This is a genomic window from Massilia rhizosphaerae, from assembly GCF_016093545.1.
GTDB lineage: Bacteria > Pseudomonadota > Gammaproteobacteria > Burkholderiales > Burkholderiaceae_D > Telluria > Telluria rhizosphaerae.
Window position 1 is genome coordinate 64,792 of record NZ_JADKYX010000001.1, and the last position, 20,765, is coordinate 85,556.

General features: G+C 65.1%; 22 protein-coding genes and 1 pseudogene. 13 read left to right on the top strand and 10 right to left on the bottom strand.

The window, feature by feature from the left end; translation table 11 throughout:
• Positions 1–89: 89 nt before the first annotated feature.
• Positions 90–2,399: a beta propeller repeat protein gene (locus tag ISF28_RS00280; protein ID WP_198115152.1), complete on the top strand. Its 2,310-nt coding sequence runs from the start codon at positions 90–92 to the stop codon at positions 2,397–2,399.
• Between the two features lie 100 nt (positions 2,400–2,499).
• Positions 2,500–3,138 (top strand): hypothetical protein, encoded by a 639-nt coding sequence (locus ISF28_RS00285; protein ID WP_198115153.1) that lies wholly within the window; start codon positions 2,500–2,502, stop codon positions 3,136–3,138.
• A 1-nt stretch (position 3,139) separates the two neighbouring features.
• Here ISF28_RS00285 and ISF28_RS00290 read toward each other — a convergent pair whose 3' ends face one another.
• The 4 genes from ISF28_RS00290 to ISF28_RS00305 all read right to left on the bottom strand — a co-directional run bounded on the left by ISF28_RS00290 (position 3,140) and on the right by ISF28_RS00305 (position 6,942).
• A complete protein-coding gene (locus tag ISF28_RS00290; protein ID WP_198115154.1) occupies positions 3,140–4,429 on the bottom strand; it encodes a glycoside hydrolase family 5 protein in 1,290 nt (429 codons plus the stop codon).
• A 144-nt stretch (positions 4,430–4,573) separates the two neighbouring features.
• Complete coding sequence (locus ISF28_RS00295; protein WP_370663358.1) at positions 4,574–4,861, bottom strand: hypothetical protein; 288 nt, start codon at positions 4,859–4,861, stop codon at positions 4,574–4,576.
• Positions 4,862–5,941 carry a non-homologous end joining protein Ku gene (ku, locus tag ISF28_RS00300; RefSeq protein WP_198115155.1) on the bottom strand — a complete coding sequence of 360 codons (1,080 nt, stop codon included), beginning with the start codon at positions 5,939–5,941 and terminating at the stop codon, positions 4,862–4,864.
• 17 nt (positions 5,942–5,958) lie between these two features.
• Positions 5,959–6,942 (bottom strand): SDR family oxidoreductase, encoded by a 984-nt coding sequence (locus ISF28_RS00305; protein ID WP_198115156.1) that lies wholly within the window; start codon positions 6,940–6,942, stop codon positions 5,959–5,961.
• A 148-nt stretch (positions 6,943–7,090) separates the two neighbouring features.
• On the opposite strand from ISF28_RS00305, the gene ISF28_RS00310 reads away from it, so the two are divergent.
• Both ISF28_RS00310 and ISF28_RS00315 read left to right on the top strand, forming a co-directional pair.
• A complete protein-coding gene (locus ISF28_RS00310; protein ID WP_229518780.1) occupies positions 7,091–8,548 on the top strand; it encodes a GGDEF domain-containing protein in 1,458 nt (485 codons plus the stop codon).
• A 188-nt stretch (positions 8,549–8,736) separates the two neighbouring features.
• Positions 8,737–8,898, top strand: coding sequence for a hypothetical protein (locus tag ISF28_RS00315; RefSeq protein ID WP_198115157.1), 162 nt, complete (start codon positions 8,737–8,739; stop codon positions 8,896–8,898).
• 139 nt (positions 8,899–9,037) lie between these two features.
• Here the strand turns inward: ISF28_RS00315 and ISF28_RS00320 are convergent, their stop codons facing one another.
• Positions 9,038–9,670 (bottom strand): 1-acyl-sn-glycerol-3-phosphate acyltransferase, encoded by a 633-nt coding sequence (locus ISF28_RS00320; RefSeq protein WP_198115158.1) that lies wholly within the window; start codon positions 9,668–9,670, stop codon positions 9,038–9,040.
• Positions 9,671–9,827: 157 nt separating this feature from the next.
• Here ISF28_RS00320 and arsC point away from each other — a divergent pair, with 157 nt between their 5' ends.
• Entirely contained in the window at positions 9,828–10,175 is a 348-nt protein-coding gene (gene arsC / locus ISF28_RS00325) for an arsenate reductase (glutaredoxin) (protein ID WP_198115159.1), read from the top strand.
• Positions 10,176–10,306: 131 nt separating this feature from the next.
• Positions 10,307–10,630 carry a hypothetical protein gene (locus ISF28_RS00330; RefSeq protein ID WP_198115160.1) on the top strand — a complete coding sequence of 108 codons (324 nt, stop codon included), beginning with the start codon at positions 10,307–10,309 and terminating at the stop codon, positions 10,628–10,630.
• Between the two features lie 140 nt (positions 10,631–10,770).
• Here ISF28_RS00330 and ISF28_RS00335 read toward each other — a convergent pair whose 3' ends face one another.
• Positions 10,771–11,775 carry an IS481 family transposase gene (locus tag ISF28_RS00335; protein ID WP_198115161.1) on the bottom strand — a complete coding sequence of 335 codons (1,005 nt, stop codon included), beginning with the start codon at positions 11,773–11,775 and terminating at the stop codon, positions 10,771–10,773.
• Positions 11,776–12,078: 303 nt separating this feature from the next.
• Here ISF28_RS00335 and ISF28_RS00340 point away from each other — a divergent pair, with 303 nt between their 5' ends.
• Positions 12,079–12,324 carry a hypothetical protein gene (locus ISF28_RS00340; RefSeq protein WP_198115162.1) on the top strand — a complete coding sequence of 82 codons (246 nt, stop codon included), beginning with the start codon at positions 12,079–12,081 and terminating at the stop codon, positions 12,322–12,324.
• Positions 12,325–12,431: 107 nt separating this feature from the next.
• Here the strand turns inward: ISF28_RS00340 and ISF28_RS31380 are convergent, their stop codons facing one another.
• Positions 12,432–12,650, bottom strand: coding sequence for an Imm10 family immunity protein (locus ISF28_RS31380; protein WP_370663359.1), 219 nt, complete (start codon positions 12,648–12,650; stop codon positions 12,432–12,434).
• 287 nt (positions 12,651–12,937) lie between these two features.
• On the opposite strand from ISF28_RS31380, the gene ISF28_RS00350 reads away from it, so the two are divergent.
• Complete coding sequence (locus ISF28_RS00350; RefSeq protein ID WP_198115164.1) at positions 12,938–13,333, top strand: GFA family protein; 396 nt, start codon at positions 12,938–12,940, stop codon at positions 13,331–13,333.
• Between the two features lie 298 nt (positions 13,334–13,631).
• On the opposite strand, the pseudogene ISF28_RS00355 reads toward ISF28_RS00350, so the two are convergent.
• Both ISF28_RS00355 and ISF28_RS00360 read right to left on the bottom strand, forming a co-directional pair.
• Positions 13,632–14,025, bottom strand: a pseudogene (locus ISF28_RS00355) (IS5/IS1182 family transposase); the annotation flags it as partial.
• A 61-nt stretch (positions 14,026–14,086) separates the two neighbouring features.
• Positions 14,087–14,734 carry a YidC/Oxa1 family membrane protein insertase gene (locus ISF28_RS00360; RefSeq protein ID WP_198115166.1) on the bottom strand — a complete coding sequence of 216 codons (648 nt, stop codon included), beginning with the start codon at positions 14,732–14,734 and terminating at the stop codon, positions 14,087–14,089.
• A 393-nt stretch (positions 14,735–15,127) separates the two neighbouring features.
• On the opposite strand from ISF28_RS00360, the gene ISF28_RS00365 reads away from it, so the two are divergent.
• The 4 genes from ISF28_RS00365 to adhP all read left to right on the top strand — a co-directional run bounded on the left by ISF28_RS00365 (position 15,128) and on the right by adhP (position 17,769).
• A complete protein-coding gene (locus ISF28_RS00365; RefSeq protein WP_198115167.1) occupies positions 15,128–15,619 on the top strand; it encodes an Hcp family type VI secretion system effector in 492 nt (163 codons plus the stop codon).
• A gap of 52 nt (positions 15,620–15,671) precedes the next feature.
• Complete coding sequence (locus tag ISF28_RS00370; RefSeq protein ID WP_229518781.1) at positions 15,672–16,124, top strand: type VI secretion system amidase effector protein Tae4; 453 nt, start codon at positions 15,672–15,674, stop codon at positions 16,122–16,124.
• Positions 16,121–16,558, top strand: coding sequence for a T6SS amidase immunity protein Tai4 family protein (locus ISF28_RS00375; RefSeq protein WP_198115169.1), 438 nt, complete (start codon positions 16,121–16,123; stop codon positions 16,556–16,558). The genes ISF28_RS00370 and ISF28_RS00375 overlap by 4 nt, the downstream gene beginning before the upstream one ends.
• A 176-nt stretch (positions 16,559–16,734) precedes the next feature.
• On the top strand, positions 16,735–17,769 hold the full coding sequence (gene adhP, locus ISF28_RS00380) for an alcohol dehydrogenase AdhP (protein ID WP_198115170.1): 1,035 nt from the start codon (positions 16,735–16,737) through the stop codon (positions 17,767–17,769).
• Positions 17,770–17,783: 14 nt separating this feature from the next.
• Here adhP and ISF28_RS00385 read toward each other — a convergent pair whose 3' ends face one another.
• A complete protein-coding gene (locus ISF28_RS00385; RefSeq protein WP_198115171.1) occupies positions 17,784–18,989 on the bottom strand; it encodes a right-handed parallel beta-helix repeat-containing protein in 1,206 nt (401 codons plus the stop codon).
• A 249-nt stretch (positions 18,990–19,238) separates the two neighbouring features.
• On the opposite strand from ISF28_RS00385, the gene ISF28_RS00390 reads away from it, so the two are divergent.
• Entirely contained in the window at positions 19,239–20,738 is a 1,500-nt protein-coding gene (locus tag ISF28_RS00390) for a glycoside hydrolase family 30 protein (RefSeq protein ID WP_198115172.1), read from the top strand.
• Positions 20,739–20,765: the final 27 nt, after the last annotated feature.

Consider the following 20,765-nt stretch of genomic DNA (forward strand, 5'->3'; position numbering starts at 1 on the left):
AGCGGGACTCGTCGAGTACAAGAGTTCGATCCACGAACAAGTGCCTCGGTAACAGAGGCACTCAATCCACAGCAGCACGAGGAGATAGCATGATGAGTTGCACGCGTAAGACAATCATCGCCGGCCTGGTCGGCGGCATCGTCGCGGCCGGCCTGGCCGCGGCGCCGGCCCAGGCGCAAAGCTACAGCTGGCAGAACGTACAGATGGTCGGCGGCGGTTACGTCGACGGCATCGTCGCCCATCCCGGGCAGCAGGGCCTGTTCTACGCCAAGACCGACGTCGGCGGCGCCTACCGCTACAATTCGTCGACCGGCACCTGGATCCCGCTGAACGACTGGACGCCGCAGGCCAACAACGACTGGATCGGCGTCGACAGCATCGCCGTCGACCCGAGCAACCCGAGCATGCTGTTCATGTCCGTCGGCGCCTACGACAGCTGGTCGTACGTGCCGGCCGGCGCGATCCTCGTGTCGTCGAACCAGGGCGCCAGCTTCACCGTGCACCAGATGCCGTTCCCGATGGGCTCGAACAACACGGGCCGCGACGCGGGCGAGCGCCTGCAGGTCGACCCGAACAACGGCAACGTGCTGTTCTACGGCACCCGCAACGACAACCTGCCGACGCCGTACAACAACGGCATGAACGGCCTGTGGACCAGTACCGACAAGGGCAGCACCTGGACCCAGGTCGCGGCCGGCAACGCGCCGCCGCTGTCCAGCAACGGCACCGGCGCCGGCATCGTCTTCACCGCGTTCTACAAGCCGTCGCTGTCGGGCGGCCGCACGCAGAAGATCTTCGCCGGCGTTTCCGACAGCCAGGCGCCGTCCACGCTGTACGTCAGCAACGACGCCGGCGCCCACTGGAGCGCCGTCAGCGGCGGTCCGGGCTCGACGCCGAGCGGCGGCATGTACCCGAACCACGGCCTGATCGGGCCGGACGGCAACCTGTACATCACCTACGGTAATTCTCCGGGGCCGTACGGCATGAGCAATGGCCAGGTGTGGAAGTACAGCGTCGGCACCGGCACCTGGACGAACGTCACGCCGCTGGTGCCGTCCGGTTCCGACACGTTCGGCTACGACGGCCTCGCGCTGGACGCCAAGAAGCCGGGCACGCTGATCGTCACGACGGTCGACCGCTACGGTGCCGGCGACACGATGTTCCGCTCGACCAGCGCCGGCAACACGGGCAGCTGGAACGACCTGAAGTCGAAGGCGACCTTCAGCTGGACGCAGTCGCCGTGGGCGCCGTGGGGCCATCCGACCGGCTTCCAGGGCTGGATGAATCCGGTGATCGACCCGTTCAACTCGAACAACGCGTTCTACGGCACGGGCGGCGGCATCTTCGGTACCACCAATCTCACCGCCGCCGACAGCGGCCAGGGCACCAGCTGGGCCGTCGCCGCCAAGGGCATCGAGGAAACCGTGCCGCAGACGATCATCTCGCCGACGTCGGGCGCGCCGCTGGCCGCCGCCATCGCCGACGTGTGCGGCTTCGTGTTCAACTCGCTGACGACGGCGCCGAATTCGATGATCTCCACGCAGAGCGGCACCGGCGTGCCCGGCGCCTGCACGTTCGGCAGCGGCATCGACTTCGCCCGCGGCAATCCGGCGAAGATGGTCCTCGTCGGCAGCAATCCGTACGCGAGCCCGGTGCCCGTCGGCGTCGTGACGACCAACGGCGGCTCCAGCTGGACCGCGTTCCCCAGCCTGCCGGCCGGCATGAAGAAGGGCGAAGGTTCGGTCGCGATCAGCTACGACGGCAGCACCATCCTCTGGTCGCCGCATACGGACGACAACCTGAATCCGGTCTACACGACGAACGGCGGCGCCTCATGGACGACGATCTCGTTCTGGGGCAATACGCTGCCGGTGGGCTCGAAAGTGCTGTCCGACGGTGGTCAGAACCTGTTCTACGCGTGGAAATCCGGCACGACCAACCTCTACGTCGGTAACAACAGCGGCAGCTGGTATCAGGCTCCGGCCCTGCCGGCCGCCCCGACGCAGGTCGCGACCGTGCCGGGCCGCGCCGGCGAGGTGTGGATGGTGGCCCCGAGCGGCATGTACAAGAGCACGAACTCCGGTTCGTCCTGGAACGCGCCGATCACGATCACCAACTACTTCGGCTATTCGTTCACGCCGACCTCCATCGGCTTCGGCAAGGCCGCGACGGGCGCCAGCTATCCGGCCATCTTCGCGGGCGGCCAGTTCAACGACGGCACGACGGGCATCATGCGCTCCACCGACGGCGGCGTGAACTGGGCGAAGATCAATGACGGCAACCACCAGTGGGGCGGCATCAGCCAGGTGGTCGGCGACATGCGCACCTTCGGCACCGTCTACCTGAACAGCGGTGGCGGCATGGGCCGGGGCATCATCTACGGCACGTCGGCGAACTGATGTCCACCCGGGCGCCGCGGCCACCTGGTCACGGTCCGGCGCCCGGTGTTATGCTGTTTCCCAGAATCATCAACCGGTGCGCCAGGCACCCGAAAGACCCATGAAACACATGCCGCTCGTTGCCGCCAGCCTGATGTTCGTCGCGGCGGGTGCCTCTGCCGCTTACTGGGGCATGCCGTGGTTCCGGGCACCGGTGCCGCCGGCCGCCGCGGTGGCCAGGACGGCGGCGCCGCCGTTGAGCATCGAGGCCGCCGCCGGATTGTTCGGCGGCCAACCGGTAGCCGCCGGCGCCACGTTCCAGCTGAAGGGCGTCATCGACGACGGTCCCGACGGGGTGGCGATCGTCGCCGCGGACGGCAAGCCGCCGCGGGCGCTCGGCGTCGGACAGGAAGCGGCGCCGGGTGTGACGGTGCGGGAGATCCACCGGACCTATGTGATGCTGAACGAAGGCGGCGCGGTCAGGCGGCTGGATCTGCCATCGAGTGCGATTGCCAGCCTGCAGATCGTCGCGGCCGCGTCGGACGACAGGAGCGATGCGCCCGGGCGCCTGTTGGCGCCGCCGGTGGCCAGGTCCGGCGGGGCGATGCCGCTGCCGGTCGCGAATCCCGCGATCGTCACACCGCCGGGCGAACCGCCGCCCCAGCTGCGGGGCATCCCGCCGGAGGTGATCGAGCGCCTCCGCGCGAGCAGGCCGTCCGGCGTCGGTCCCGGCGCGTGGGGCCCGCACCCGCGCACCTGAGCTACTGCGCGGCGCAGAAGATCGCGTCGTTGAGGTCCTGGTGCACCCAGGTGGTCGTCGCGCGGTCCAGCAGGGCCATCACGTCGCTCGCCGTCGGCGTAAGCGTGTGGTTGCCGTTGTCCCACCAGACCGTCGGGATGCCGTATCGGTGTGCGCCCTTGACAAAGTAAGCGGCGTGTTTCGTGCGCTCGGCCGCGTTGCCCTTGTCCGTGGACGCCCATTCGCCGATGACGACGGGGATGCCCTTGGCGACGAATTTCGTGTTCAGCCGCGCGAACAACTGGTCCAGTTCCGCCTGGCCCGCGAACACGCTCGTGCCGTTCTGGTCGCCGGCGAAGTTCCACGGGCGGTACGCGTGGCTGGACAGGGCGATCATCGGATCGGCGGGCAGGACGAGCGCATCGAGCTGCGCGTCGTCCGGCGCCGCCGCATAGGTCGGGATCATCACGAGCCGGCGCGCGTTGTTGCCGCCGGTGGCGCGGATCGCGGCGAGCGCGGCCGCGTCGAGCCGGTTCAGCACGTCGTAGTACTCGGCCTTGCCGACCCAGTCGTCGACGCCGTTCGGCGCGACGCGCGGCTCGTTCATCACTTCGAACACGAGATGGTGGTCGTAGCCGCCCAGGCGCGTCGCGATCTGCGTCCACAGCTTGACGAGCGTGTCCTTCGCGGCGGCCTCGTTGGCGGTGGTCGGCGCTTCCCAGCCGTTGTTGTGGTGGATGTTTACGATGACGGTCATGCCGTCGTCGAGCGCGTAGCGCGCCACTTCCTCCACGCGGTCCAGCCAGGCCGGATCGATGGTGCGCGCGCTGCCGCTCATGTGATCGTCCCAGCTGACGGGCAGGCGCAGCGTCGTGAAGCCGGCCTTGCGCACGGCGTCGACGAGCGCCTTCGTCGTCTTCGGGTTGCCCCAGTGCGTCTCGTCGGCGAGCGGGTCCGCCGTGTCGCCGTAGGCGTCCAGCGTGTTGCCGAGGTTCCAGCCCTGGCCCATCTCCTTGACGATGTCGGCGGCGCCGCGCACCCGGCACGACTTGCCGTTCTCGCTGCCGTTGCCCTGCGCGTCCGGCGCGGTCGCGAGGCTGGCGCAGAACGCGGTGCCGCCGGGCGGCGCGGCGACGGGCGGCACGTAGGCGCGGGCGCAGGTGGCGGTGTCGGCGGACGTGGTGGCCGGGGCGGGGACCTGCGCGGTGGGGGCAGGCGTGGCGGCGGACGAGCCGCCGCCGCCGCCTCCACAGGCGGCGAGGGACGCGCCGAGGGCAAGCGCGCCGGCGAGCGTGGACGTGAAACGGATCATGCGGGTCTCCTGGCGGCTGTCGGCTGTTGGCTGTTGGTCTGGTTGCGGTGCCGCCCGCCAAGGCTAAACGATGAGGGGCGCCGCGCGCAATGGCCGGCGCGGGGCGCGGCGATGTTTAGCGGCCGCGCGCGCAACGGGCGCCGTCTACGTCGTGCGCCGTGCGGCGCCCGGGTCCTGCTCCGCCGGCGGGTCGCCGGGTTCGTTGCGCACGATGGCGCGTACGTTCATGGCGGCCAGGCCCGCCTGCAGCGCGATCAGCGCCCAGGCGTCGTCGTGCACGCCCCACACGATCCACAGGACGTTGCTGGCGATGAAGGTCCAGAAGCCGACGACGCGCTTCTTCGCATGGCGCGCGCCGACGAGGAAGGCGGCCGCCAGCGTGACCGCCATCGCCGGCCATTGCAGCAGGTCCAGCAGCGTGTCGACATCCACTCAGGCGGCCTTCCTGCGCCGGGCGGGCGCCTTGTCGGCGGTGGCGCGCTTGGCGGCGGTCTTCGTCGCGGTCTTCGCGCTCGTCGACTTGGCCGCCGTCGTGCGCTTCGTGCTCGCACGCGTGCTCGCATGCGTGGCCGCGTGCGTGGCCGCGTGCGCGGGCGCCTTGCGCGCGCGCGGCGGCGGTGTTTCGTCGCTGTCCTCGTCGTCGGCGCGGTGCGCCGGCTTCCTCGACTTGCCCGGAGGCGGTTCGTCGTCGTCTTCGTCCGCGGCGGCCTTCGCCGGCTTCTTGCCCAGGCTGGCCTGCAGCAGCGACACGAGGTCGATGACGTTCGTCTTGGCCGGCTTCTCTTCCTCCGGCTCCGGTTCCGTCAGGGTCTTCGTCTGGTTGGCGGCGACTTTCTTCTCGATCAGCGCCAGCACGTCCTCGCGGTAGGTGTCGTGGTACTGCTGCGGCTTCCATTTCTCGCTCATGCCTTCCACGAGCGCCTTCGCCATCTGCAGTTCCTTGTCCGTGACCTGCGCGGCCTTCGAGTCCGCGGCCGGGATCTTCAGCTCGTCGACGGGGCGGATCTCGTCCGGGTAGCGCAGCGTGTTCAGCACGATGGTGTCGCCCACGCAGACGAGGGCGGCCAGGTGCTGCTTGACGCGGATGACGACGTTGGCGATGCCGATCTTGCCCACCTCGCGCAAGGTCTCGCGCAGCAGCGCATAGACCTTGTCGCCGCCCTTGCCCGGTGCCAGGTAGTAGGGCTGTTCGTAGTAGATCAGCGGGACCTGCTCGGCATTCACGAAGGCGAGGATGTCGATGGTCTGCGTCGCTTCCGGATTCGCGCGCCGCAGGTCTTCGTCGGACAGCACGACGTATTCGCCGTCCCGGTATTCATAGCCCTTGACGATGTCGTCCCACGAGACTTCCTTGCCGGTCGCCTTGTTGTAGCGCTTGAAGCCGATCGGCGCGAAGTCGCGCCGGTCGAGCATCGTCAGGTCGAGCCCCTGGTCGCTCGCCGCCGGATACATCTCGACCGGGATGTGCACCAGCCCAAAGCTGATCGCACCCTTCCACATGCTTCTCGCCATGATCGGTTCCTCGTGGTTTATTCGCCCACCGACCCCGTGATCGGCAGCACGACGCCGGTGACGTAGCCCGAGCACACGTTCGAGGCCAGGTAGACGTAGGCCGGCGACAGTTCTTCCGGCTGGGCCGGGCGGCCGAACGTCGTGCTCTGGCCGAACTTGGTGATGTCTTCCGGCGACTGGTCGGCCGGGTTCAGCGGGGTCCACACGGGGCCCGGCGCGACGGCGTTCACGCGGATGCCCTGGTCCAGCAGGTTCGCCGCGAGCGACATCGTGAACGCGTGGATGGCGCCCTTCGTCGTCGAGTAGTCGAGCAGCTTCTTGGAGCCCTTCAGGCCCGTCACGGAGCCCGTGTTGATGATCGCCGCGCCCCGCTTCATGTAGGGCAGGCAGGCCTTCGCCATGTGGAAGTAGCCGTAGATATTCGTGCGCATCGTCTCGTCGAAGCGGTCTTCCGTCAGGTCGAGCAGCGATTCGGCGTGTTCCTGGAACGCGGCGTTGTTGACGAGGACGTCGAGGCGGCCCCACTTGGCGACGACCTGGTCGACGGCCTGCTGGCAGAATTCCATGTCCTTCACGTCGCCCGCGATCGTGATGCATTTCTGGCCTTCCGCCTCGATGTAGCGCTGGGTCTCGGCCGCGTCCTCGTGCTCGTTCAGGTACAGGACCGCGACGTCGGCGCCTTCGCGCGCGAACAGCAGCGCGACGGCGCGCCCGATGCCGGAATCGCCGCCCGTGACGATGGCGACCTGGCCTGCCAGCTTGCCGCTGCCCTTGTAGTGCTCGGCCATGAATTTCGGCTTGAGCTCCATCCGGGCTTCCAGGCCCGGCTTCGCCAGGTGCTGGGCGGGGAAGTCGCCGCTGGGCTGGTGGATGCCCGTTTGCGCCGCATTGCTCCCGTCCTTGCCGCTGCCCGGGTCACCCTTCTGCATGCTGGCGTCATGCTGATCCTGGCGGTTCTGGATCGCCTTCTGCTTGTTCGCTGCGTCGTCCTGTATTGCCATGGTGCCCTCCTTGTGCATGATTCCGCCAGTATTCCCGGCCGCCGGCGGCGCTGACGGTGCGCTTCCACACATTGCGAGCATTTGCTAGGCGTTACAGGTGCTTTGTGGCAAACTTGTTAGCGTAACAAAGGATTTCAGGGGGTGGATCATGATGCACGAGAGCGAAGGTGAAGCAGGGCGGACCGGGGTGTATCTGAGTCCGGTGGCGCAGCGTCGTGCCGAGTTCGGGGAGGCGTGCGGGTCGATGTTCGTGCGCCTGCACCTGGCCGACAGCGCCGACGTCGCAGCGAGCCTGCTGGCGCGCGCGCAGCCGGACCTGCTCGTCATCGACCTCGACCGCTTCGAGCCCAGCATCGACGCCGACGCGCTGGGCGACCTCGTCGAGCGCCGGGCCGGCCTGCCCATCCTGCTGCTGTGTCCGTTCGCCGGCGCCGCCTGGTTGCCCGCGCTGATGACCCGCGGACCGCTGAACTACGCCGTCACGCCCCTCGACGCCGCCGCGCTGCGTGCGGCCGTCGGCGCGCGCCTGGCTTCGCCGGAGGCACAGTCCGGCGACGCGTCCCACCTGCGCGCCCTGGTCGACCTGCGCGCCCGTGTGCAGGCCGCGGTGGACGAGGCGGAGGATGCGCACCACTTGGCCGAATCGCTGTGCGCCGCGCTGTGCGCGTGGCCGGGCGTGCTGCACGCCGGCGTGTTCCTGCTCCGCGACGGCAACGATTTGCAGCTGGCCGCGCAACAGGGGCCCGACGGCCTGCTGCTCGGCGCGCTGCTGCAGCGCACCGACCGCCTGCTGCAGGCGCCACTGCGTCACGCGTTTCCGGGCCTGCTGGCGGCGGCCGGCGGCAGCGCCGTTCTCATCGAGGCGCCGGAACAGTCGGGCGAACCCGCGCTGGCGGACGGCTTGCGCGCGCACGGCGTCGCGATGGTGCTGGGCCTGCCGATTCCGCCGGACGGTCCCGGCGCCCCGCGCGGCGCCTTGTCGCTGCTGTTCGGGGCGGCGCGCGAGTTCGGCGCCGACGAGTGGGCGACCCTGGTTGACGTCGCGCGCATGGCCGCGCTGGGCCTGCGCCTCGCGGCCATGGCGGAGGAAAACGACCAGCTGCTGGCGCGCCTGACATACCTCTCGACGACGGATGCGCTGACCGGCGTGGCCAACCGCCGCCACGGCGAGGAATTGCTGGAGAAGGAAATCAAGCGCGCGCGCCGCTACCGCGTGCCGCTCGCGCTGCTGTCGTTCGACATCGACCGTTTCAAGGCGGTCAACGACACCTACGGCTATCCCGTCGGCGACGTGGCGCTGCGCACCGTGGCCGACACCGCGCGCGCCGTGCTGCGCGCCAGCGACATCCTGGTGCGCTCGGGCGGCGAGGAATTCCACATCATCGCGCCGCATACGAGCGCCATCGACGGCCTCAGGATGGCGGAAAAGGTGCGCGTGGCGATCGAGCAGGCCGACATCCCCGGCTGCGACCACGTGACGGTGAGCCTCGGCGTGGCCCAGCTGGGCGAGCAGGAGAGCGGCGACTCGCTGACGCAGCGCACCGACGCCGCCCTCGCGCGCGCCAAGCGGTCCGGCCGCAACTGCGTCGAACTGGCGATGCAGTGAGCGATTGCGAGCAGCGCCACCCTTGCGTGAGCTCAGCGGCCGTCGCTTTTTGCGCACAGCCAATGCCCGGGATGCCCTCGCACGACACGACTCGTGATTGCAAGCAAATCCCAGCTGTGGCAGGATGGAACCAAGGTTTCAGGAAAAAGGTGGATATCATGCCGCGCCCCAGCACTCTCATTATCTTGTTGTCAACCGTCGTCCTGGTGGCCCTCGGCTTCGCCGCCGCCGCACCGGCCGGCATCGCCCTGGCGCTGACGTTCGAACTGGCCGCGGTCAAGCGCGCCGCCGACCGCGAGCGCGCCCTGCGTCCGGCCCGCGTCGCCCGCCCGCTGCGCCGCCGCCGCTGAGCGGCGTCCGCCGCGGTCCGCCGTGCCGACCGGTCCTTGCGACCGGCCGGGCAGGCGGACGTCCCCGTGCCTCTTCCCTGGCCGCCATGCGCGGCCGTCTGCCGGCGTCGCTCTCCCGGCATCTCGTCCGCGCCTCGGCTCACGCCTGCTTGCGTGTCCCGTCCTGGCGCTTGGACGGTTCGCCCAGGCGGATCGGCGCCGCCTTGTCCGGGTACAGTGCGCGCACGCCTTCATAGGCCTGGGCGACGGCCGCCATGTCGGCCGCTTCATTCCCCGTCATCGTCAGCGTGCGCGTGACGTCGATGATCTTCCTGCCGTAGTCGAACGAGACGAGCAGCACCGGCACGTCGGCGGCCAGCGCGATGCGGTAGAAGCCGCTCTTCCAGTGCGGACGGTAGCTGCGCGTGCCTTCCGGCGTGATGGCCAGCCAGAACCATTTCGACGCGCGCATCGTCTGCGCGAGGCGCACGATCGCGCCCTGCGGCGAGCTGCGGTCGACGGCGACGCCGCCCCAGTAGCGCATGACGGGGCCCATCGGGCCGCGGAACAGCGAATCCTTGGCGAGCCAGCGGAACTGCAGGCCGAGGGCCCACTTGGCCAGCAGGCCGACGAAGAAATCCCAGTTCGACGTGTGCGGATACACGACGGCGATGCCGTGCGGGCCGGGCAGGGGCTTGAAGTACAAGTTCCAGCCGATCGCGTTCAGCATGCGCAGGGCGGTGCGCTGGCCCCAGGTCGGCATTGCCTCGGGGCGCATCAGGTATTCGTCCATGGTGTCTCCATACGGGCCGTCTCCGAGCAATATCGATTGCGTCTCGGAAAGCAAGCCGGGCATTTTATAGCGCTGCCAGGCACCGGACAAGCGAAAAAACTGGAAGCGTTGCGGTCCCGTCGGTATCATCCTTGCCTCTCAATCAAGGATTTTCAAGATGGACATCACGATTTTTCACAATGCCCGCTGCGGCACGTCGCGCACGACCCTGGAAGCGATCCGCGCCAGCGGCGCCGAACCGCGCGTGGTCGACTATCTGGCGCAGCCGCCGGCGCGGGACGATCTGAAGGACATGATCGCCCGTGCGGGCTTGACGGTGCGCGAGGCGGTGCGCAGCAAGGAAGCCCTGTTCACGGAACTCGGCCTGGACGACCCGGCGACGACCGACGACGCGCTGCTGGACGCCATGGTCGCCCATCCCATCCTCATCAACCGTCCGTTCGTCGTGACACCGAAGGGCGTGCGGCTGTGCCGGCCGTCGGAGCTGGTGCGCGAGATATTGTAAAACGCCTGGCAGAAGCCTCTGGTTTCTCTGGAGGTCACAGCTGGGTACACTGGGCTGGTCCGGTCGTGCGCTGTCGGGGCAGGAGCGGACACAGCAACACCGTGTTTGATTGATCTGTGAGGGAACCTGAGATGACTCCAGCCGAGTTTGTAACGCACTGGCGGATCGAAAAGGACGAGTTGCTCGATTTATTCATGGGGACCGGTAGTGAAGCATTGGTCTCGCAAAAAATCTCATCGATGGGCCTTAGCGAACAGCAGACGGTCGTACTACGTGACGTGCTGAACCTGGTTTTAACCGAGACGTTTTACACCCTACTACTTGGCCTCGATGGCGTTGCGAGCATCGGCGGCGTCCAACATAGCTATCGTGTGCTCGATGAGGACGGTGATCTCCTTTGTGGTGATGGCCGCGTCGAGACTGAAGCGTACGCCCAGTTACACGCTGACGGCTAGCGAACGGCCGCTTCGGATCCAGGCCGTGTAAAAACAAAGGCAGAACGCTGGGCCTCTAGAACCTGGTTGAGATTAGTTTCAGCACGCGACGGGCGCCCCAGTCGCGCCACACCTTCTTCTCAGTCTTCCAGGCAAGGTGATCAAAATAATTGCCCGGAGTGGGCCATATAGTTGTCGAGTCCCGTTTGATCGTAAATGCGTTTGACGAATAATTCTGGGCGCGTTTTCTGCCATTCCTTGAGCGCCAGGATGGGCGTTTTACTACCGATGGCGCGTTGTGGGATGTGGTGGTTGTACAGCTTCAAATAGTTCAGCAAAGTGACTTGCAGGTCGGCCCGGCTATCGAAACGGGTCTGCTGCAGTAATTCGTTGATGCGCCCGTTGAAGCGCTCAACCATGCCATTGGTTTGTGGGTGGCGCGGCGGTGCCAGACGATGCTCGGCAGGCAAGGCTGCGCAGGCCACGTCGAATGCGTGTTTGCCGCTGGGCTTCTTGTCTTTGGTGGTGAAGCGGTCGGTGAATTGCGAGCCGTTGTCCGTGAGGATTTTGCTGATCTTGATCGGCGAAGCCAACTTTAGACGGCGCAGGAAATCGACGCTGCTGGTCTCGGTCATGTCGCTGTAGATGTGCATGAAGACCCAGCGCGTGGCGCGGTCGATAGCGACGAACAGGTAGCGGCGTGAGGTCTCGTCCGGCATCTGCGGCAGGTACTTGATGTCGATGTGGATGAATCCCGGCTCGTAGTCCTTAAAGGTCTTCTTCGGTCCGATTGTTTCGCCCTCGGACTTCGGGATTACATCCTCCAGGCGCGCCATGCGTTCGCGCTTGAGCAGACGGGCGATGCCGGATCTCGACACATCGGCATTGATGTATTGTTTTGTGACGAACAGCAGGTCGTCGAGTGGCAGGTAGAGCGACTGGCGCAGTGCCAGGACGATGGCTTCCTGCGCCGCGCTCAGGGTCGTATGCAGCGTGTGCGCACGGTGGGAGCGGTCTTGCACATCCTCGCGGCCCAGCCACTTTTGTGCCGTTGCCCGCGTGACGTTGAAGACCTTGGCCGCTTCCCTGGAAGAGAGGCCGGAATCCTTGATCTCCTGTCGAATTTTCGGGGTGGTACGGGCTTGCGGGTGAATGCGTGAACTCATGCTGCCAACTGCTCCTGGTGCGATTGAATGCCGGGACTGCTGAACCCAGCAATCAACTCGCCGAGCATAGCCTTTGCACGAAACAAAGGCCAGCTACGGCGTGGAACATGATCACACGAAACTAAACAGTTACTTGCGGGATGAGGATGATCGCGTTCAATCTTGAGTTTAAGAAACGCTGCGGCAGAACTTAAAAGATTTCCCGATAGAAATAACGTTCATTTGCTGAATTATTCTCAAGCCCCACTATCGGCCCTGATGCGCACATTTTCAGGGTTAAAATTTAGCGAAAAAGGAGGTTGTATGACTGCCAAAGATGAGTACGAACGTATGGGTAAATTCATCTATGGCGCATGCCGTCATGGAGGCAATGTGGCGGATGTCCACAACTGGATGGCCGACGATCTTGGGGTTGCACGTCCAGATATGAGTGAGGATACTGTGCCAGCTGGTCTGTACACCGCATTTTTTTCCAAATACGTCAGCGACGACGAATTTCAGGCGAATTTCGAGCGCTTTGTGGAAACATTAAAGGCTCGCAACGCATGACGGCTTCTATAAGGAGTACTCCTCAGCGGTTATTGCTAACTCCTTTATCCAATGCACAGGAACAATGACCATTCGCTCCGCTTTCAGCGACTGCTTGCCTTCCATATTCAGATCGATTTCGATGCGATCATCGACCTACGTATTGACTGGCCACCGCGATAGCGCCCGAACGCTTGGTCATCGCGTTCGATGTACAGGCCGTCCGGGCCAAGACGTCTGTCTTGCACGTCGGTTTGCAGAGGATACTGAAGCATTAGATATTCCGCAGTTTGCCCTTCATCCGCTTGGAATGCCAAATCACCATGGCATCGCCTCCCGAACGACACCTTGTTCTTGGCAAGCTCGTTATTAATCTTCTTAGCTCTCTCGTACCTCGTGATTTATCGAAACGTCTGCTTCTGGGCCAGGCTGTGTAAAAACTTAGGTCCAGGTAAACGGAACCGGCCCGGTAAACGTTGAGCAAGTACCTCATCAATACGGATGCGACATGAAGCGCTTTATCGAAGGCGAGGATCGAGGACAAGGTACGCCGCTGCCCGAGCTCCTGGACGATGATGTAGCTGAGGACAATCCAGCTTTTAGCAATCTCTTAGAGTGAACCGTAGGAGGGAACTTGATAATTCGACATGCATCCTGTAGCTGTGGCCAACTGTCGGCCCGCGCCACTGGCGAACCTGTTCGCATTTCGGTCTGTCACTGTCTGGCTTGTCAGCGCCGCACGGGCAGCGTCTTCGGCCAGCAAGCGAGGTTCCTGCGTGAGGACGTGACCGTCACCGGTGAATCGACCGAGTACGCCCGCGTGGGGGACGAGGGGCCGGGCGCCAGGTTCCATTTCTGCCCGCAATGTGGCTCGACGGTGTACTACGACATCGTGGGGTTGGAGGACTACCTGGCCATTCCCGTAGGCGCTTTTGCCGATCCGGACTTTCCACCCCCGACGGTTTCCGTGTATGAGGAGCGGATGCACAAGTGGGTAGTACCTCCTGCGGACGCTGAACACATTCCCTGACATTGTTGGCGCACCTTTGGAGGCACGTAGCCGCCGTGTGATGGTGCTCGGGGCGATAGTGTGAGGAGCTCCGGCTATAGGATAGAAGCAGACATTGCATTGCCAGTTCGAATAGGGAGATGCATTTGAAACATAACCACTCTCTGTATTTGCTCATGCTTGCATCTGCAAGCCCGCTGGCTTATGCGCACGGAGAGGAAGTTCTAACGTCGATCTACGCCGAGCTTGCGTCGATTGTGCTATGCGTCACGTTGTTATTCATTTGGCGCCGAGCGAAGCTTTATCGTGTGATTGGCGTGGTTCCGTACGGATGCTCGACCGTGGAGCGTCGGATCCGCATGGCGTCAGGGCTTTGTTCGAGGCACGTCTGCATATCCTCAAGTACGGCCTGGTGCTCCCAGCGCGTTACTCGCCGATTCGTGCTCGGAGTGCACTTTTCCTTGAGTGGGCATCCATGCCTGGCCTGCCGGACAACGGTACTCGTTCTTTTGCGGATCGTAAATGAAATCCGCCTTGTCGAATCGCCCGTCGGCCTTGGCGCCAGAGGTCTTCGTCGGTGGCACCAGCACAAAGATTCCGACCTCGTGACATGCGAGGATTTCTTCACCCTTGAAATAGCCGCGGTCGGCAATAGCGGTCAGTATGGGCGTGCCGATCACCGTGCGCGCCTTCTTGGCCATACCGGACACGCGCCTGAAAGCGCACGGACCACTTGTCCGTGCGCTTTCAACGACTTTCCGATCAGCGCTGCCGTCAGAGCGGCTTGCTGATCCCGGCCGACCGCGGGACGCGTTTCTGTTCCCGGCGCAGCACGACATTCTGGATGACGCTGACACCAGACGATGCTGCCCAGTACAGGCCAAGGCCGGCCGACATCTTCCACATGAAAATGGCCGTGATGGCTATTTGCACCGCAACCATTAAGGTTGACGGTGCGTTTGAGGCGGACGGGACGTAATACGTTGCGATACCCGTGAGCAGTAGCACGATGGCTGTCAGCGCCACGTCAAACGACGCCAGGTTCCTCATCCATAGAAAAGATCCACCTGCCGCGCTTGCGTTGCTGACCGTCTTGTAGAGCACGCCAAAGATCGGCAACTGAACCAATGTGCCGACGATGCTGGACCGGTCGACCACGTGCGCGCCGTTCTGCCTATATAGCTTCGAAATGGCCGCGAACATCGCCTGCGGATCGTGCTTCAGGCGTTCCCTGATCACGTCGACCTGAGGCTGAAGGTTCCGGATTTTTCGTTGGTTGCTGAGCATTTTGCGGGACAGGTGCAGAGTCAACGGCAGCAGGGCCAACCGTACCGTAAGGGCGAGAAGCAAAATAGCCCATCCCATATTGCCCGCGAAAAGTGAAGCAAGCGAGGACATCAATCCGTCAAGAAATTCGTTCATGTACATCCCAAATAAGCCAAGGTAAATAACCTGTGAATTCTGGCAATGATTATAACGACCCCAATACTCAGTGCTTTTCGAATTTTTGGAACGTTTAGTTCAGTTTTTCCGCAGCTTGGCAGTAGGCGACGACCGGGACCCATACGCCCTGATCGCATTCATGATGAGGTTGCCGATGACGAAGGCCGTGCCCGCGTTCGGCAGGTCGATCTCGTAGCTCGACTGGTCCGAGGCTTTGCTGCCTTTTTCGCTTTCCTGGCTTCTCGTCAAATTCACAATGTTGATTAAAAAAGTTAATTAAACGTTACACTTTCGTGAGATAATCGTCCCGCTCGCAGGGACCGGTCGGGCCGGCAGTCCAGCCACTGCACCGAATCATCTTATGGAGAAATTATGGCAATTGACGTGTACCTGCAAATCGACGGCATCAAAGGCGAATCGGCGGACGACAAGCACCGCGACTGGATCGAGTGCAGCTCGGTTCACTGGGGCATCACCCAGCCCAAGAGTGCGACCACTTCGACCGGCGGCGGCCACACCGCCGAGCGCGCCGATCTGCAGGACGTCATGTTCACCAAGCTGGCCGATATCTCGACGCCGATCCTGCTGCAGACTTGCGCAGTCGGTAAAACGATTCCTCGCGCTAAATTCGAATTCATGCGCGCCGATGGGAATGGCGATCGCGTCAAATATTTCGAAATCGAACTGGAAAACGTGCTGATCGGCATGATCTCCCCGGGCGTACACGCTGGCGACATCTTGTCTGAAAACGTCAGCTTGAAATTCTCCAAGGTGAAATGGCGTTACACCCAGCAGAAAGTCGCCGGCGGCGCGGGCGGAGGCACCTCCGGCGGCTGGGACCTGGCGACCAATAAGATCGTCTGAGCCAGGGTGCCCCATGGCCAGACCATTGTTCAAGAGCGCTTGGGCGGCCTTCATGGCCGTGCGCCTTCCCGTGGCCGACGTCGGCCGCAAGATCGGCGGCGCGGTCCAGAAGAATACCGACATGCCGGTCGGCGGATTCCAGAACGCCTGTCCGATCCGCATGAGCTATGTGTTGAACCACACCGGCTTCCCAATTCGCAAGAGCTCGCGCTATGCCATGGTCAGCGGCGCGGGCAATCTGCAATACCTGTACCGCGTCAATGACATGATGAACTACCTGGAAGAGACCTTCGGCAAGGCCGACAAGATCGTGAGGTCTCCCAAGACCTCTGATTTCGCCGGCCTTCAAGGCATCATCGTCATCAAGGGCAGCGGCTGGGCGAATGCACGTGGCCACGTCACGCTGTGGGATGGCGCGGTGTGTTCGGATACCTGTCATCTGATGAATGATCCGGAAAACCATGGCTTCATTCCCGACATCGGTTCGCTGTGGGTGCTCAAATGAAGCCGGTCTTCGCGGCCGCCGCGGCTGGCGCGTTGTTCGCCTGCGCGCTGGGTGCGCGGGGAGCGGAGCAGTCCGCTGCGCACGTAACCGGGCAGAAAACCGGCCCGGCCCGCGACGGCGCCCCGATGACGGCCAGCTATTCGCAAAAGGACTTGTTGAAAAATTGGGCCTTGAGCGCGTGCCTGGCAACCGTAGCGACCGATCCGGCGCTGCGCGCGGACGCCAACGCCACCGCCAGCGCGTACATGGAGTTCGGCCATCAAGCGCCCGAGGCCTATGCCGGCTTGCGCGAGCTGGCAGAGAAATACGCCGCGCGCAACTACAGCGGCTCGGTCGAAGGACGGTTCGATACCATGAAGTGCATCGACCTGTTCCATAGCCGCGAGCTGAACAGCTTGGCCACCAGGCTGGCCAAGCCGTCCAAGGCACGTTAACACACGACGGTGATGACCGCGTGGCGTCACGTGGTCAGGTTTATTTTCCTAATCCTGTGCGTTTTGATTTGCATCATCCATTTTTCCGCCTGCCTTTCCTAACATCAAACCGACGGCCGTGGTGTCGCACACCGGCACACAAAGCGCCGCCGTCGCCGTTCCGACAGGAGAGAGTTATGGGAAAAATGATGAAAGCCGCGGTGGTCCGGGCATTCGGCCAGCCGCTGCATATCGAGGATGCGCCGATACCGACACCCGGTGAGGGACAGATTCTCGTCAAGATCGAGGCATGCGGCGTCTGTCATACGGACCTGCACGCGGCCGAGGGCGACTGGCCCGTCAAACCGAATCCGCCGTTCATACCCGGCCACGAAGGCGTGGGCTACGTCGCCGAGGTCGGTCCGGGCGTCAAGCACGTCAAGGCCGGGGACCGCGTGGGCATTCCCTGGCTGCATTCGGCGTGCGGCCACTGCACGCATTGCCTGGGCGGTTGGGAAACCTTGTGCGAGGCGCAGCAGAACACCGGCTACTCCGTCAACGGCGGCTTTGCAGAATACGCGCTGGCCGATGCCGACTATGTCGGCCACCTTCCCGGCAATATCGGTTTCGTCGACATCGCCCCGATCCTGTGTGCCGGCGTCACGGTGTACAAGGGACTGAAGGTCACCGATACCAAGCCGGGTGACTGGGTCGTCATTTCGGGTGTCGGCGGGCTCGGCCACATGGCCGTCCAGTATGCGCGGGCGATGGGCCTGAACGTGGCGGCCGTCGACGTCGACGACGCGAAGCTCGCGTTGGCCCGCCACCTGGGCGCTGCGCTTACCGTGAATGCGCGCGACCAGGATCCCGCGGCCGTCATCAAGCGCGACATCGGCGGCGCGCATGGCGTGCTGGTCACAGCCGTGTCGCCCAAGGCGTTTTCGCAGGCCCTGGGCATGGTACGCCGCGGCGGCACCGTGTCGTTGAACGGCCTGCCGCCGGGCGATTTTCCGCTGCCCATTTTCGACATGGTCCTGAACGGCATCACCGTGCGCGGTTCGATCGTCGGCACCCGGCTGGACCTGCAGGAATCGTTGACCTTCGCGGCCGAAGGCAAGGTCAAGGCCACCGTGTCGACGGACAGCCTCGACAACATCAACGACATCTTCGAGCGCATGCGCCGCGGCGCAATCGAGGGCCGTGTGGTCCTCGATTTCGGCGCGGGACGGTAACACCCGCCGGTCCGTCAGTGCTGGCAGGCGCCTATGTCGACGGGCTCCTTCGGCGGGCGCGTCTTGCCGTAGAAGTCAGGGCCCGTGTCGCCCTCCGGCAAGCCCTTGCCGATCGCCGGCGAGTCCTGCGCGAGGCTGAAATCCGGCGTGCCGTCGCGCGTGTACGCGACGAAATGGGGCTCGGCGGCCACCGTGCCGCTGTGCGTCATGCCCTCGGCCAGTTGCCAGTCGCCGTCCGGGTTGCCGAACACGAGGTTGTTGCGGTAGGTGTTGTGGGGCCCCGTTGCCCCCTGTTCCATGATGCCGCGGCGGTTGTCGTACACGATGTTGTTGACCACCCGCGTGTGGTCGTTCGGTCCCTCGGTATGATAAAAATCGCCGCCGCCCACGAGGATGCCCGTGTTCGACGCCGTCACCGTATTGTTGACGACGACGACGTCGTGCGCGTCGTGCCACAGGTGGATGCCGGCCTCCGAGATGCGGTAGACGACGTTGTTGCGGATCGTGGCCGGCGTGTTCACATAGATGCCTTGCACCCAGCGGCAGCCGGGCGGGCCGATGTCGTGCACGCTGTTGCCGATGACTTCGGAATGCGAGCCCTTGTAAAAACTGTCGACGCCGATGCCGGAGCCGCCCGTGCTCGTGCACGGCACGGTGATGGCGACGTGGTGGACGTGGTTGCCGACGATGCGGTCGTACGACCCGCCGCTGTAGATGCCCGTCGTCCAGCGGATGCCGGCGCTGGGGTCCGGACCGTCGAGCCCGGGACTGCCGTCGACGTCGAAGCCTTCGATGTCGACATAGCTGGCGCGGTTGTCCCAGCCCAGCGCCGCCGTCGAGACGGGCGGCGGCACGATGTGCGCGCGCCAGCGCTCGGTGGCGCGGAACACGATGCGGGCGTTGGCGCGACCGTCGATGGTCGTGCGGAAGCCGCCGTAATACGTGCCCGGCAGGGCGTTGACGATGGTGCCCGGTGTGACGAGCTGGGCCGCGCGCGCCAGCGAGCGCAGCGGCGCGGCGCGGGTGCCGGGATTCGTATCCAGGCCGTCCGGCGCGACGTACAGCTCGGTGGGGACGACTTCCGGCGCGACGGTGACGGCGGGCGCCTCCTTCATCGTGCAGGCGGCGCACAGGGCGCAGAACAGCAGGCACAGCAGGCTGCGCAGGAAGTGCAGGTGGCGCAGCGGTGCGCCTTGCGGGGCGGGGCGGATCGATGTCATGGCGGGCACGGAACGGTCGCTAACGGCGCAAGTTTGCCGGACATGTCGGCCGGCGCGGCTGCCTGCCTCAATCGAACGTTTGATGCCGCTTAAACCGGACGGCATGAGGCGCCGGCGGTGCGCCATGAGTTGCTGCGCCGCATGAGATTCCCATCATTTTGACATCAGGAAATCGCGGATGGTATAGTCGTCGGACTGCGATTGGTAACGTTTCCAATCGCGCGGCGCATACCAACAACGGGAGATACGATGACGACGAGACGAGACGCAATGCGGCTGCTGGGTGCCGCGACCCTGGCGGGCGGGCAGATGGCCGCGGCGGGCCGGACGGCGGCCGCGCCCGCGGCCGTGCCCCCGCCAGGCGCCGGCGCGGCGGCCGGATCGGGCACCGGCTGGCAGGTGGTCACGTCCGCGCCGGGCGCCGACCGGTTCGCCGCGCGTCCGCTGGACGCGTTCGCGCCGGCCGGCCAGCCGCCGGAGACGGACATCGACGTCTTCGTCGACACCTCCAAACGGTTCCAGGAAGTGTTCGGCTTCGGCGGCGCCGTCACGGACGCCGTCGCCGAAGTGCATGCGCGGCTGGCGCCGGCCGCGCAGCAGGCCTTCCTGGCCGCCTGTTTCGACCCGCGCGCCGGCCTGGGCTACAGCGTCCTGCGCACGACGATCCACAGCTCCGACTTCGGCAGCGGCAGCTACACGTACGTGAGCGACGGCGACCGCACGCTCGCGTCGTTTTCCATCGCCCACGACCTGAAGCTGCGCGTGCCGCTGCTGCGCGCGGCGCTCGCGGCGGCGCGCGCGCATGGTACGGACGTGCGCGTGTTCGCCAGTCCCTGGAGCGCGCCCGCCTGGATGAAGTCGAACGGCAGCATGACGGGCGGCGGCAGCCTGCTGCCGGCCTACCGCGACACGTGGGCGCGCTACGTCGTCAAATTCGTGCAGGCGTACGAACAGGCCGGCGTGCCGCTGTGGGGCCTGACGGTGCAGAACGAACCGATGGCCAAGCAGGCGTGGGAGTCGATGATCTTCAGCGCGGAAGACGAAACGCGCTACCTCGCCGACCACCTGGGGCCGGCGCTGCGCGCGGCCGGCCTGGGCGCGAAGAAGATCATCGTGTGGGACCACAACCGCGACCTGCTGCCGCAGCGCGCCGCCCACGTCCTGTCCGACGCGAAGGCGCGGCCTTACGTGTGGGGCGTCGGCTACCACTGGTACGAGACGTGGGCGGGCGGGGAACCCATGCACCGCAACGTCGCCGCCGCGCATGAAGCGTGGCCGGACGTGAACCTGTTGATGACGGAAGGCTGCATCGAGAAATTCGATCCCACCCGCCTGCAGGACTGGGCCAACGGCGAACGGTATGCAAGCCAGATGATCGCCGACCTGAACGCCGGCTGCGTGGGCTGGGTCGACTGGAACATGCTGCTCGACAGCCGGGGCGGCCCGAACCACAAGCACAATTACTGTTTCGCGCCGCTGCACGCGGGCGATGACGGCCGGCTGGTGTTCACGCCCATCTACACCGCCATCGGCCATTTCAGCCGCTACATCCGCCCCCGCGCGCGCCGCGTGAGCGCCGCGACGAGCCGCAGCACATTGGACGCGACGGCGTTTCGCAACGCCGACGGCAGCCTCGCGGTGGTCGTCATGAACCGCAGCGACCGGCCGGTGCGCTACCGGCTGTTCGTCGACCGGCGCGAAGTGGCGGTGGAGATTCCGGCGCGGGGGCTGCAGACCGTCGTCGGCTGACGTCCGGCTGCCGTCGCGTACGACATC

Coding starts and splice junctions, on each gene's coding strand:
- ISF28_RS00365 (WP_198115167.1), top strand. CDS start 15,128: ATGGCAATTGACGTGTACCTGCAAATCGACGGCATCAAAGGCGAATCG.
- ISF28_RS00290 (WP_198115154.1), bottom strand. CDS start 4,429: ATGATCCGTTTCACGTCCACGCTCGCCGGCGCGCTTGCCCTCGGCGCG.
- ISF28_RS00340 (WP_198115162.1), top strand. CDS start 12,079: ATGACTGCCAAAGATGAGTACGAACGTATGGGTAAATTCATCTATGGC.
- ISF28_RS00330 (WP_198115160.1), top strand. CDS start 10,307: ATGACTCCAGCCGAGTTTGTAACGCACTGGCGGATCGAAAAGGACGAG.
- ISF28_RS00385 (WP_198115171.1), bottom strand. CDS start 18,989: ATGACATCGATCCGCCCCGCCCCGCAAGGCGCACCGCTGCGCCACCTG.
- ISF28_RS00310 (WP_229518780.1), top strand. CDS start 7,091: ATGATGCACGAGAGCGAAGGTGAAGCAGGGCGGACCGGGGTGTATCTG.
- ISF28_RS00280 (WP_198115152.1), top strand. CDS start 90: ATGATGAGTTGCACGCGTAAGACAATCATCGCCGGCCTGGTCGGCGGC.
- arsC (WP_198115159.1), top strand. CDS start 9,828: ATGGACATCACGATTTTTCACAATGCCCGCTGCGGCACGTCGCGCACG.
- ISF28_RS00305 (WP_198115156.1), bottom strand. CDS start 6,942: ATGGCAATACAGGACGACGCAGCGAACAAGCAGAAGGCGATCCAGAAC.
- ISF28_RS00320 (WP_198115158.1), bottom strand. CDS start 9,670: ATGGACGAATACCTGATGCGCCCCGAGGCAATGCCGACCTGGGGCCAG.
- ku (WP_198115155.1), bottom strand. CDS start 5,941: ATGGCGAGAAGCATGTGGAAGGGTGCGATCAGCTTTGGGCTGGTGCAC.
- adhP (WP_198115170.1), top strand. CDS start 16,735: ATGGGAAAAATGATGAAAGCCGCGGTGGTCCGGGCATTCGGCCAGCCG.
- ISF28_RS00390 (WP_198115172.1), top strand. CDS start 19,239: ATGACGACGAGACGAGACGCAATGCGGCTGCTGGGTGCCGCGACCCTG.
- ISF28_RS00360 (WP_198115166.1), bottom strand. CDS start 14,734: ATGAACGAATTTCTTGACGGATTGATGTCCTCGCTTGCTTCACTTTTC.
- ISF28_RS00285 (WP_198115153.1), top strand. CDS start 2,500: ATGAAACACATGCCGCTCGTTGCCGCCAGCCTGATGTTCGTCGCGGCG.
- ISF28_RS00375 (WP_198115169.1), top strand. CDS start 16,121: ATGAAGCCGGTCTTCGCGGCCGCCGCGGCTGGCGCGTTGTTCGCCTGC.
- ISF28_RS00335 (WP_198115161.1), bottom strand. CDS start 11,775: ATGAGTTCACGCATTCACCCGCAAGCCCGTACCACCCCGAAAATTCGA.
- ISF28_RS00370 (WP_229518781.1), top strand. CDS start 15,672: ATGGCCGTGCGCCTTCCCGTGGCCGACGTCGGCCGCAAGATCGGCGGC.